The organism is Novosphingobium sp. (genome assembly GCF_019748365.1).
Classification (GTDB): Bacteria; Pseudomonadota; Alphaproteobacteria; order Sphingomonadales; family Sphingomonadaceae; genus Novosphingobium.
In genome coordinates, this window is record NZ_JAIEPN010000091.1 from 14,081 (window position 1) to 26,578 (window position 12,498).

Sequence of the window (12,498 nt, forward strand, 5' to 3'; positions counted from 1 at the left end):
GGGCCGGAACGGGAAAATGCAGCCCTGGTTCCACCAGATGGCGCGAAAGCAGGGATCAGCCGCCTTTCCGGCCGAGCACCGTCAAGAGCGAGGCGCCGTGCGGGCGAGGATCACAGTGATCGCCGCAAACCAGCACACCGCGAAGCCGAGGAAGATATAGGGGACCCAGATCACCCTGCCGATCACCGCAAGCAGGGCCGCCGTAAAGGCGATGAAATCGCGCATGGTCAGCCAGATCAGGATATCGACCAGCCAGCGCCGGGTCGGCTTGCGGCGCAGGTGGACCTTGACCGCTTCGAAGTTGATCGGCTCTCCCTGCCGCTGCGCGCGCCGGCCGATCTGCAGCAGGCCCGCCATCAGCAGGGCCAGACCGGCCACCCCGGCGGCAGAGGCACTGGTATCGCCGCGCAGCCACAGATTGGCCGAGAGACCTGCGACAAATGCGAGGTTGGTCGCCGCATCGATCAGGCTGTCGAGCCGCGCCCCTGCCGGTGATGTGCGAAAGGTGGCACGGGCTATCTCGCCATCCACCCCATCGAAGATCGACGCGGCCTGAAAAAGCACGGCACCGATCACTGCCCCGTGTGCCGGCAGGCCCAGCAGGGCCGCGAGCATGGCGACGGCGATCAAGGCGGTACCAGCCGTCGCGTGAAGCGGCTCGATCCATGCAAACCGGATGAGAAAACGCGTGATGCTGCGCGAGATCGGGCGGTTGAACGTGCGCGAAAACAGTCCGTCCTGCGACTTTGCCGTGGCGAGCAGAAGGAGCCGGTTCGCCTCACGCAGCGTCCGGTCCAGCGAAGCGGCTTGGCTGAAGGTACCGACTCGCAGCGACGGGGCGCGTTCGCCAAGCTCTTCCCGGACCTTGCGCACAAGGTTCACCAGTTCCTCGCCCGCATCGACCACGAAGGCATCGCGCTCCGGCGCTGCGTCCTTGCCCAGCCGCAGGGGGCTTTCCCCGCTAAGCCTGCGGCATTCATCCAGACAGCGTTGAGAAGGCGTCCAGACACCTGCCGCGACTCCGGCGCTGATCGGTGCGCCGTGCGCTTTTTCGGCAAGCGCGCGCACCAGCCTCGCCGCAAGCGGCAAGCCCGCCACGAGGTATTCGGCCGTCCGTGCGTCAGGAAAAACCAGATGAATGGCCCACAATCGTGGCGGTTCGGCCGGGTTCTCGTCGTTTGGCAGCGCGTAGTCCAGACCTTGTTGTCTGTCGTTCATCAAGTCCATGCCATTCCTGTTGGAGCAGATGTGAGACGCCATCGTGTCACACGGCGCGACCACAGCACTGCGCGTCAGTGTTGTGCTGTAGTGTCAAGGGGAGCGGAACCGGAGTATGCTTGGATACAAGTGCCTCGGTGGACGAGTTCTACGGGTTGCTGCCAATCCATTTATATCCATTTTGGTGGATGTTTTGGTATCAGGACACGCATCGGTCTGCCAAGGTTCAGGCACAGAAGTGCGACAGGGGTCTCTCGCAATATTGAATATTCATCGCTTTGGTGTTCCATTTGATTCTTCATACATTCATTATCGATTATAGGAAATTGAAAAAATCGCCGATTTATTGGTTTGCAAATCAGAAGAATAAACCCCCTTCATGACCAAAGTGTGCGTTGACTGCCGCTATATCGGGCCACGACCGAGCGGTATTGGGAAAGTGCAGCAGGCACTGGCAGATTATCTGCCCGGATTGGCACCCGAGATGGAGTTTATCTTCCTGAAGCGCACCGACGCGCCTGCGCAGCTTTCGAATGCCACCAACGTGCGCGAGGTTGTCGTTCATGCTGCAGCAAACAGCCCTGCGACAATGTGGTGGTTGCCACGTGTTGCTCCGCTGGGGGATGTCCGGTTGTTCCACGCAACGTTCAACATCATGCCTGCCGGCCTGACGATGCCCTGCGTCACGACCGTGCACGACATCATGTGGCTGACGAATCCGCAGTGGTGCAAGGCACGCTTCTCACGTCCGGTCGAGCGCCGCTTCTATCGCCACGGGATCAACCGCGCCTTGCGCAGATCCGCCGCGATCACGACAGTGAGCGAGGCCAGCAAGCAGGAGCTGCTGCGCTGGAACCCGGCGCTTGCCGGGCGCGTCCATGCCGCGCTGCTCGGGGCCAGCGACGTCTACCGGCCGGTCAGCAATACGTCGGAGCAGCTTGCCGGGCTGGGCCTCCCGGCGGGCAAGCGCTTCGTGCTGACGGTTGGACAGTACGTCCCCTACAAGAACCATGAGGGCGCCCTGCGTGTCTTTGCCGAAGCTTGCGGCAGCCGGGAGGACGTCCACCTCGTGTTCGTCCAGCGGCTCAGCCGGAATACGGAAGACTTGCGCGCGCTTGCCGCCGCTCTCGGGATTGCCGAGAGGGTCCATTTCCTCGAAGCGGTCGATGATGCATCGCTGGTGGCGCTGTATGGCGCGGCCGCTTGCCTGCTGCACCCGTCGTACTGCGAAGGGTTCGGGCTGCCACTGCTTGAGGCGATGGCCTGCGGCTGCCCGGTGGTGGCGTCCGATCATTCGGCCATGCCGGAAGTTCTGGGCGGTGCCGGCCTCCTGGCACCGGTTCACGATACCGCCGCAATGGCCAATGCGCTGCGCCGGGTACTCGACGAACCCGGGCTTGCCGAAACGTTGGGCAAAGCCGGAGTCGCGAGGGCAGAGACATTCTCGTGGAAGCGTTTTGCAGTGCAGAATCTGGAGGTCTATCGCGGCGTGCTGGGCAGCTGATGGCGCGACCTCGGGACACAAAACCCTGCACAACAGATACTTGTTATTTCACTAAAAATCATCCGATCTGGATGCATGTGGTGCAACTAATGCGTTAAGCGTCGAAAAACGCTCGCTTCATCGTGCAATTGGTCCAAAACGGTGCAATATATCGCCTGCCTCATTCTGCAATATTTCTTTGTCATATTGCGGTCGCGAAACGAGTTATGCTACCCGCCTTGATCGGGGCATTCGAAAAGTGGATTGGCATGATGCAATCTTCGATCACGTTTGCCGGACCGCAGACGACAGGCGCCTTGCGCCTGCAGAATGGTGAACGTACGCGCTGCGACTGCGAAGAGACGTGGCGTCATGGCGCCGGTTCCGCTGCGCGGTTGATTGCCGCCCATGGTTGATCGCCCCTTCCTCATCGACGTCAGCCGTCTTGTCTGGCGCAGTTGGACGAGGCGACTGGCGACCGGTATCGACCGCGTCTGCTACGCCTACCTGCAGAACTTCGCCGATCGCGCGCAGGCGGTGGTGCAGCATCGCGGCGTTGCCCGGGTGCTGACACCGCGCCATTCGGATGAGCTGTTTGCAGCGCTCCACTTGCCCGACAGCGCGTTTCGCTCGCGGCTGTTGTCACTGGCGCCGCGCGCGCTGACCGCCGCCCCACGGCAGATCGACGGGCGAGGTGCATTCTATCTGAACGTCGGCCACACCGATATCGATCTGGCGAGCCTGCCGGACTGGACACGGCGCAGCAACGTCAAGCCGATCTATCTCATCCACGACCTGATCCCGCTGACCCATGCCGAATTCTGCCGGACCGAGGCGATCGCGCGGCACCACGGGCGCGTGGTCAACGCCTTGCGATCAGCGGCGGGCGTCATCGCCAACTCGCGCGCGACGGCGGCTGAACTGGAGGCATTCGGGCTCAGCAACGGCATCTCGATGCCGCCGATCGCAGCCGCCTGGCTCGCCGGCGCGCAGCTTCGCTCACCCGATGTCGTGCCGATCAAGGCAGGACGGCACTTCGTCTGTGTCGGCACGATCGAGGGCCGGAAGAACCATTTCATGCTGCTGCAAGTCTGGCAGAGGCTGGTCGAGCGGCTGGGTCATGCCACGCCCAAGCTCGTGCTGATCGGCCAGAAGGGGGCCGAGGCGGGCCACGTCCAGAACATGCTCGATCGCGGCAAGGGGATTCGCGATCATGTCGTGATGCTCTCGCATTGCGAAGACAGCGAACTCGGGCAATGGATCAGTTCGGCGCGCGCGCTGCTCCTGCCTTCGTTTGCCGAGGGCTTTGGCCTGCCGGTCGTCGAGGCGATGGCGCTGGGAACCCCCGTCATCGCGAGCGACCTGCCCTGTTTCCGCGAGATCGGATGCGGCATCCCGACCCTGCTCGATCCCATCGACGCCGTTTCGTGGGAGCGGATGATCCTGTCCTTTCTTGATCATGGTCCGGAACGGGCACGTCAGCTGCGCATGCTGCAGAGCTATGAGGCGCCCACCTGGCGCGCGCATTTTGCGCAGATCGAAAGCTGGCTGGAAACGCTCGACCACGGCACCTCGGCTTCACCGCTTGCGCATGACGCGAAGGCAGCAAGCGTGCCGAGCGCGAGCCTCACTGCGGCTGGAGCCCTATGACCAGCGCCATGATGTCAGCCGAATTCACGCTGGATGAACCGGTCGCCGAAACCAGGGATCTGCTTGGAGACTTCTTCGCGGCATTCCTCGATGAATCTGCCTTCGGGGAATTCCGCAAGATCGAACGGCTGTTCGCCGCGCTGCAAGAGCAAGGGACGACCCGTTCCGGATATCCGCTGATCCGGCCTGCGGATTGCGGGCAGATGACGCGGTCACTCGAAGAGATCTTCCAGCAATCGCAGCCACGGTTTCGCGCCGCCGACCCGCGCCTTACCGACCGGTTTGAAACGCTGATCGCAAACTTTCACGAGTTCTGTCGCAACATCTATCCGACCGAAGCCGTCGGGGCCTTGATCCTGCATTGCCGGGTGCTTCTGTTCATGAACAGGCCGGAGCAGGTGGTTGCGCTGGCCTCTCCCCTCGCGCTGCGCCCCTATGCGGTGATCGACAACATCGGTCATTGCCATGATCTGGTGAGACTGTTCGGTCAGGCCCACCTCATGCTGGGCACGCTCGCGCAAGTACCGATCTCGTTCATTGCGTTCGGCGCCTGGCTCTCGTCGCTGCCAAAGGGCCCATCGGTCCTTTCAATTGGCCCGGCGATGGCTCCATTCGTCTCCAGGCAGCAGTCGGCGCAAGGTTTTCGGGCCGCCCTGATCGCGTTCGCTTCGATCCGATACCTGCGCGCCGCCCGCGAACATCGCGGTGTACTGCCCAATCTGCTTCAGCGACTGCGCCTTGGTATGCTGCGCTTGATGCTGGCGGCAGGATACTTCCTACTGAAGACCGCCCCAGCCAAGCGCGCGCCTTTCAGTTTGAAGATGAACCCGGCCGGCGGTGTGCTGGTGACCCGCGCGATGGGCGGGATCGGTGACCTCTTGATGATGATACCCGGGCTGGAAGCCATCTCGGCTGCCACCGGAAGGCCGGTCGATTTCGCTCTTCCCCGCAAATTCTTCGCGGTCCTCAAGGACAATCCGCATGTTCGCCTGATCGATATCGATGGCCCGCCTATCGATGTGTCCCAGTATCGCCGGTTCGCGAATCTGAGCATCTGTCCGGCCGGTTGCTACGAGAGCAGCAAGCGCCCCAACGTAAAGCGCGGCCGGGTAGAGCTTTTTGCCCGAGCGATCGGTGTTTCGCGCGAAAGGCTCATCGCCCAGGGGTGGCACATCAACCAGTACATCGGACCCGAACTGCAAGCGCGGGCGAAACAGTTTCTCGAGCAAGCCGGCTTGGGCGAGCGCCGGCTCATCGGGCTCCAGCCCTATTCCCGCGACAGCTACAAGGACCACCCCGAGATCGAGGCGATCACAACCGCGCTCGCGCGGGACTATGACGTGCTCGTTTTCCACCATACCGACAAGGGCCTGCCAAGCGGCGCGGGCATCGCGAGCACAGCAGGTCTGCCGCTCGATCTTTCATTGGCGCTGGTCCAGCAGATCGAAGCAATGGTCTGTGTCGACAGCGCTTTTCTCCACGCTGCTGCGGCACATGACATCCCGGTCGTAGCCTTGTTCGGACCAACCGACGCGCGGACATTCACGCGCCATCACAATCGGGTCGAGATTCTCTGGAAGCAGCAGGAAATGGGTTGCGTCCCCTGCTGGCGCAACGAGGACCTCCCCTGCCGGATAACCGGTTTGCTGGCGGTCAGTCCCTGCATGGCGGCGATCCAGATCGGCGAAGTCCGACAGGCGGTTTCGCGGGCGCTGGAACCGGGGAGACTCTCGTGATCTCTGACGATCTCGCCAACTGGACAGAGGTAATCGCGCCGCTTCCGCCGGGGGCGCCGGTGCTGTTTCTTGATAGAGACGGCACAATCATCGAAAATCGCGACTATCTTGCCGACCCTGATGGCGTGGTCCCGATCTCGGGCGCGATCGAGGCGATCCAGAGATTTCGGACAGCGGGGTTTGCCGTAGTCGTTGTCACCAACCAGTCCGGGATTGCCCGCGGGCTGATCCGGCCTGAACAGTATGCTGCGGTCAATCAGAGGATGCTGCAATGTCTGGGCGATGCCCGGATCAACGCGGTACTGGCATGCCCGTTTCATCCCGAGGGATCGCCGCCGTGGCGCCTGGCGCATCCGTGGCGCAAGCCCGAGCCGGGAATGCTGGTCGAGGTCGCAGCCATGTTCCAGTCGGATCTTGGCCGATCTGTGATGGTTGGCGACAGCCTGTCGGACTTGCGCGCCGGAGCCGCGGCCGGCGTGGGCCGTCTGGTTCACGTCGCAACCGGACATGGCCTGGCAGAGCGTGAAGCCATCATTGCGTACGCGCGGCAGAGCATGCGGTCGATCGAACTTCTGACCAGTATCGGCGCACTCGAAGTCGCGGGTGACGTGGCATGAGCCAGATCCTGGAAGTGCCGATGAGCAATTGGCAGTTCAGCGACGTGCGCCGATGGTGCCTGGACCGCGATTACCGCGCACTTCTTTCGGCCGACGCGCGTCACGCGGCGGTTCCGGTGGCCGAGCGCTTCGATTGGACCGGCAAGGCGATTGAACCGGGATTCCGCCGGATGCGTGTGCTTGGGCGCCAGTTGTTCGTCCTTTCACGCGCCGCGCTCGGCGGCAATGCCAGCGCACAGGCTTGCGCGCCGCTGGCGGCCAACGCGGTGCTAGGCAAATGCATCGGGCCGAATGGGCAGTTCGTCTCGCGACTGGATCCGGCGGGCCGAACAGTCGATGCCACCTGCGACCTTTACGATATTGCTTTCGGTCTGTTCGGACTGGCATGGTGGTACCGGTATTCCGGCGATGAGCGGGTCCGGCCCGCAGCCTTGCGATCCGTGGCCCACCTGAACGAGGTCATGCGCAGCCCCTCCGGAATGGGGTTTGTGGCACGCACGGATGCGCCGGTTCAGCACAGTCAGAACCCGCATATGCATCTGTTCGAGGCCGCATTGTACTTGTGCGCCTATCTGCCGCACCCGGATTTTGCCGCACTGGCGGAAGAGCTGTTTGCGCTAGCCGAACAAGCGCTGTTCGATCCGTCCAGCGGGACGATCGCCGAGGAGTTTGACGGGAACTGGCGCGCGGCGGCCAGCCGCGATGGCCAGATCTGGATCGAACCCGGCCATCAGTTCGAATGGGCCTGGCTTCTTGATCAGTTCGCCGCGCTTACGGGCAAGATGGCGCCATTGCGCCTGGCAGACCGGCTTTTTGCCTTCGCGGAGAACCATGGCATCGATCAGACCACCGGCCTGGTCTTTGACGCTGTCTCGCCTGGCGGAGATGTCCTGGCGGCTGACCTGCGGATCTGGCCGAACACCGAACGGCTGAAGGCGCAAGTCGTGATGGCCGAACGTGCCGGCCGGAACCGCCAGAGCGAAGCGGTGTTGCATGACACCTTGGCAAGGATCCGCCACTTCTACCTCCGCAGCAGGCCACTGCCCCAGGGTGGGCAGCTGGGTGAGGGGTGGTGGATCGATTACCTGCACGCCGACGGCAGGACCCTGAAATCCGATCATGTGCCGGCTTCAACACTCTACCACATAGTGTCGGCCTTCAGCGAAATCATCAGATACTGCGACAACCACGAGCCGTTCACCTGCCATACATGGCACGAAACGGAGAAATCCGCGCCGTCCATGGCTGGTGCTGGTTCCAGAGCCGATAGAGTAGCCAACGCATGAAATCTGGTTCTATTACGCTGCGCGAAGTGGATTTTCGGGCGCTGTCGGTGCTGGTCATCGGGGACATCATGCTGGATCATTTCCGGTATGGTTCGGTTCGGCGCATTTCGCCCGAAGCGCCCGTGCCAGTCGTTCACATCGAAGATGAAAAGCTGATGCTCGGCGGGGCTGGCAATGTGGCCGCAAACCTCGCAAGTCTGGGCTGCCGCTGTTCGCTGATTGCGATGGTGGGCAACGACCGCCATGCAGCCACCTGCCGGCAACTGCTGGACACCATCGGGGTCGATTCCCGGTTCCTGTTTCAGGCCGAGAGCCGCCGGACCACGGTGAAAACCCGGCTTATCGGGGCCAGTCAGCAATTGCTCAGGTTTGACGAAGAGGATCTCTCGCCGATCTCGGAGGCCGAAGAGCAGGCCCTCATCGACCTGCTGGATTCCGAGGCGCCGCACCATCAGGTCATCGCCGTCTCCGACTACGCAAAGGGCGTCCTGACCGATCGGGTCCTGCGCCACGTCATCACCCGCGGTCGTGAGCTGGGTATCCCGGTTATCGTCGACCCCAAGCGCAAAGACTTAACCGCCTATGCCGGGGCAACGGTGATCAAGCCGAATTGCCACGAGCTTTCGGCGGCAACGGGAATGCACTGCAGCGATATAGCCGATTCCAGCCAGGCAACGGCCAAGGCCATCGAGTTGACCGGGGCAGATATCCTGCTGACCATGGCGCAGAATGGCATGGCGCTGGCCCGCAAGGGGCAGGAACCGTTGCACGTTCCGACAGTGGCGGCCGAAGTGTTCGACGTTTCCGGGGCCGGAGACACCGTTATGGCCAGCCTCTGCGCGATGATCGCCGCAGGCCTCGAGCTCGACTTCGCGGTGAACATTGCCAATGTAGCCGCCGGAATCGTCGTCCGGAAACTGGGCACCGCAACAGTGACGCGCGCGGAATTGATCAGGGCGTTCGACGCATCGAACGTCCACACGCATCTGGGTTCCGTTTCGTCCGAGCAGGCTATGATGGTTGTCGAGAAATGGCGCGAGAGCGGCTTGCGGGTCGGCTTTACCAACGGCTGCTTTGACATCGTCCATGCCGGACACATTGCCATCCTGCGCGAAGCACGGCGCCGGTGCGACCGGCTGGTTGTCGGCTTGAACTCCGACGCATCGGTCACACGCCTGAAGGGTCCGGGTCGGCCAGTGCAATCCGAAAGCTCGCGCGCCGCCGTGCTGGCGGCGATCGATGCCGTCGATCTCGTGGTGCTTTTCGATGAGGACACTCCGCTGCGATTGATCACGATGCTTCGGCCAAGCGACCTGATCAAAGGCGCCGACTATTCCGAAGACGCCGTGGTGGGCGCCAGGGAAGTGAAGGCCGACGGCGGGCGCGTTCACCTGATCGACCTGCTTGACGGACATTCCACGACGGCCGCGGTCCAACGCATCCTGGAAGGAAAGAGGAAAGCAGCCGAAGGCGGACACCTTGCACGGGGTTTGGCCGAAGAATCCGCGCAGGCCCCGGACACGCAGGTGCTGCAATGATCCTCGTGACCGGCGGAGCCGGGTTTATCGGCGCGAATGTGGCTGCCGCGCTGGACGGGACCGAGGTCATCGCGATCTGTGATCGCTTTGGCTGCGACGATCGATGGATGAACCTGCGGCCTGTCACGGTCGATCGCTTCGTTTTCCCGGAAGAGATCGAGGATTTCCTCGATCAAGCTGGCGCGGAAATATCCGCAGTGGTCCACATGGGTGCGATCAGTGCCACGACCGAGCGTGACGTGGATCTGATCGTGCGCAACAATCTCCAGTTCAGCCTCAAGCTCTGGCAATTCTGTGCGCGGCGCCAAATCCCCTTTATCTATGCTTCATCCGCGGCGACGTACGGCGATGGCCAGAACGGCTTTGATGACCGCAGCGATGATGCCTATCTCGGAAGCCTGCGCCCGCTCAACGCCTATGGCTGGAGCAAGCTGGCCTTTGACCGCCAGGTTCTGGCGATGATCCGCCGGGGCGAGCCCGCTCCCAGTCGGTGGGCAGGCCTCAAGTTCTTCAATGTCTATGGCCCTCGCGAACGTCACAAGGGTGCGATGCGGTCGGTGGTCACCGCCAACTTCGAGAAGCTTCGCGACGGGGAAGGCCTGAAGCTGTTTCGATCCGATCGGAGCGACTACACCGATGGCGGTCAGATGCGCGACTTCATCTTCGTCAACGACTGCGTGGCGGTCATCCAATGGATGCTGGCCAACGAGTTTGAATCGGGCCTGTTCAACGTCGGCACCGGCAAGGCCCGGTCGTGGCTGGACCTTGGCAAGGCGATGTTTTCGGCACTCGGCCTGGAGCCCCGGATCGACTTCATCGACATGCCGGCCAACCTGATCGGCCGCTATCAGTATTTCACCGAGGCGAAGATGGAGCGGCTTGCCGCGATCGGCGCGCCGGTCCCGGCGACGGACCTCACGGCAGGCGTTGCTGCGACGTATCGCTATCTTGCGGATGAGGGGGCGTGACTCGAGCCCAATCAGGTCAACACCTGGCGGGCCGCGCGGGTCAATCTGGCCGCGGCGGGCTCCTGAATGGTTTCCGGGGCTATTTCGCCAAGCATTACGCGCGTGTGCTGTTCATGGCGGTGTTCGTGCTGCCCAGCCTGCTGGCTGCCATCTATCTGTCGCTGGTCGCGTCGGACCAGTACTATTCTGAAACGCGCTTTCTGGTCCGCTCGCTCGAGAAACCCGCCGCCCAAGGTGCAGCTGCCTATCTTCAGGATTTTGGCATTCTGCGTGCAAGTGATGATGCCTTCGCGATCCAGGAATACGTCCGTTCGCGCGATCTGATGCATGCTGTCATGGCTGAGATCGATCTGCGCAAGGTATGGAACCCGCCCGGGGCCGACTTCTACAGCCGTTACGGCAGCATTCTGTTCCCCGACAGCGACGAGGCGCTCTACCGCCACTTCTTGCGCAATGTCACGGTCGAGAAAAACCTCGAAACCGGCATCACGACAGTGCGTGTCTATGCTTACAGTGCGAAGGACGCACAGGCGATTGCCAAGATCATTCTGGCCAGGAGCGAAGGCCAGGTGAACGCCATGAACGTCCGAGCCCGATCCGACAGCCTGACGGTTGCCGAGCGCGCGAGCCAGGACGCCGCACAGAAACTGCTTGCCGCCAATGTCGCGTTGACGCAGCAGCGGCAACGATCGAGCGAGATCGACCCGAAGCGTGAAGCCGGAGCGGCGGTGGAAAGAAACTCCACCCTTGAGGGTGAAATCGCCAGCCTGGAAGTTACGCTTCAGACCATGCGGGCACGGGCTCCTGCAAATCCGGCGATCCCGGCGATGGTCCAACGGCTCAACGCGCTCAAGGCCGAGGCGGCCACCCAGCGCCAGGCGCTGACCGGATCTCAGACAGCCGCCGCCAGCCCGATGCAGGGCCTTGCCGGCAAGCTGGATGAGATGAACCGGCTCGAGGCCGAAGCGGAAATTGCCGAACGGACCTACGAGGATGCACGCAAGCAGCTTGCCAATGCGCAGGAAGAATTTGCCCGGCAGCAGGTTTTTGTCGAAGAGGTGGCCGCGCCGAGCCTGCCGGACGTTCCGCTCGAGCCTCGCCGCTGGCGCTATTTCTTCACGGTGACGTTGCTTGCGTTCTGGACCTTCCTGATCCTCTACCTGCTTGTGTCAGGTAGTCGTGAACACCTGAACTTGCACTGAAACGAAGATGCCGATCCGGTTTCCCCGCCTTCGCAAGAAAGCTCGCGTGATCAACGCCTTGCTGATCCGCGAACTGATGGCCCGGTTTGGGCACCACAACATCGGCTTCATGTGGCAGATCATCGAGCCGCTGATGCTGACCCTGGGCGTGATGATTTCGTGGTCGTTCATCTACGGCGACCGCAATCACGGCGTGCGCGTCATCCCGCTGGTGCTTACCGGCTATACCTTCCTGACCTTGTGGCGGCACATGATCGCACGCCTGACCCATACGTTCCGCCATGGTTCAGGCCTGCTGTTTCACCGCGACGTTCGACCGGCCGACATTCTCGTCGCGCGGGGCCTGCTGGAATCGATCGGGACCTTGATATCCTTCTTCGTTGCCTACATCCCGCTCAGCCTGCTCGATGTGATCGAGCCGGTCGATGACTATCTCGTCCTGCTTGGCGCCTGGACCCTGATGGCCTTCTTCTCGTTCGGCGTTGCGCTCGTCATCACGGCATTGGCCCACTTTTCGGACGCGTTCGAACGGATCGTTCAGCCGATCATGTACCTGATCCTGCCGCTGACCGGCGTGTTCTACATGGTCTACTGGCTCCCACCAGCGGCCCAGTCGATCGTCAACTGGTCCCCCCTGGTGAATGCCAGCGAGATGTTCCGCGCAGGCTACTTCGGGTCTGGCCTGCCGACCACCTGGAATGCAGCTTACGTGCTGCTCTGTGCGATTGCCGTCAATGCGGTAGGCTGGGTTCTTGCGCTGAAGGCCCAGCAGCATATCGAGCTGGAATAGAGAACCGCGT

10 protein-coding genes are annotated in these 12,498 nt (G+C 62.3%); 9 read left to right on the top strand and 1 reads right to left on the bottom strand.

Features of this window, described 5'->3' with window-relative positions; all coding sequences use genetic code 11:
* Positions 1 to 81 precede the first annotated feature (81 nt).
* A complete protein-coding gene (locus K5Q19_RS11310; protein ID WP_292944996.1) occupies positions 82 to 1,218 on the bottom strand; it encodes a CDP-alcohol phosphatidyltransferase family protein in 1,137 nt (378 codons plus the stop codon).
* A gap of 379 nt (positions 1,219 to 1,597) precedes the next feature.
* On the opposite strand from K5Q19_RS11310, the gene K5Q19_RS11315 reads away from it, so the two are divergent.
* From K5Q19_RS11315 to K5Q19_RS11355, 9 genes are all read left to right on the top strand, one after another.
* Entirely contained in the window at positions 1,598 to 2,722 is a 1,125-nt protein-coding gene (locus tag K5Q19_RS11315; protein ID WP_292944999.1) for a glycosyltransferase family 1 protein, read from the top strand.
* A gap of 387 nt (positions 2,723 to 3,109) precedes the next feature.
* On the top strand, positions 3,110 to 4,351 hold the full coding sequence (locus tag K5Q19_RS11320) for a glycosyltransferase family 1 protein (protein ID WP_292945001.1): 1,242 nt from the start codon (positions 3,110 to 3,112) through the stop codon (positions 4,349 to 4,351).
* 8 nt (positions 4,352 to 4,359) lie between these two features.
* Positions 4,360 to 6,087, top strand: coding sequence for a glycosyltransferase family 9 protein (locus K5Q19_RS11325; RefSeq protein WP_292945004.1), 1,728 nt, complete (start codon positions 4,360 to 4,362; stop codon positions 6,085 to 6,087).
* Positions 6,084 to 6,704: an HAD family hydrolase gene (locus K5Q19_RS11330; RefSeq protein WP_292945007.1), complete on the top strand. Its 621-nt coding sequence runs from the start codon at positions 6,084 to 6,086 to the stop codon at positions 6,702 to 6,704. Before K5Q19_RS11325 ends, K5Q19_RS11330 begins: the two co-directional genes overlap by 4 nt.
* Complete coding sequence (locus tag K5Q19_RS11335; RefSeq protein ID WP_292945010.1) at positions 6,701 to 7,990, top strand: AGE family epimerase/isomerase; 1,290 nt, start codon at positions 6,701 to 6,703, stop codon at positions 7,988 to 7,990. Before K5Q19_RS11330 ends, K5Q19_RS11335 begins: the two co-directional genes overlap by 4 nt.
* Positions 7,987 to 9,528, top strand: a complete 1,542-nt coding sequence (gene rfaE1 / locus K5Q19_RS11340) for a D-glycero-beta-D-manno-heptose-7-phosphate kinase (protein ID WP_292945013.1) — start codon at positions 7,987 to 7,989, stop codon at positions 9,526 to 9,528. The genes K5Q19_RS11335 and rfaE1 overlap by 4 nt, the downstream gene beginning before the upstream one ends.
* Entirely contained in the window at positions 9,525 to 10,496 is a 972-nt protein-coding gene (gene rfaD / locus K5Q19_RS11345; RefSeq protein ID WP_292945016.1) for an ADP-glyceromanno-heptose 6-epimerase, read from the top strand. Before rfaE1 ends, rfaD begins: the two co-directional genes overlap by 4 nt.
* Positions 10,493 to 11,698 (top strand): hypothetical protein, encoded by a 1,206-nt coding sequence (locus K5Q19_RS11350; protein ID WP_292945018.1) that lies wholly within the window; start codon positions 10,493 to 10,495, stop codon positions 11,696 to 11,698. Before rfaD ends, K5Q19_RS11350 begins: the two co-directional genes overlap by 4 nt.
* A 46-nt stretch (positions 11,699 to 11,744) precedes the next feature.
* A complete protein-coding gene (locus K5Q19_RS11355) occupies positions 11,745 to 12,488 on the top strand; it encodes an ABC transporter permease (protein ID WP_292945021.1) in 744 nt (247 codons plus the stop codon).
* Positions 12,489 to 12,498: the final 10 nt, after the last annotated feature.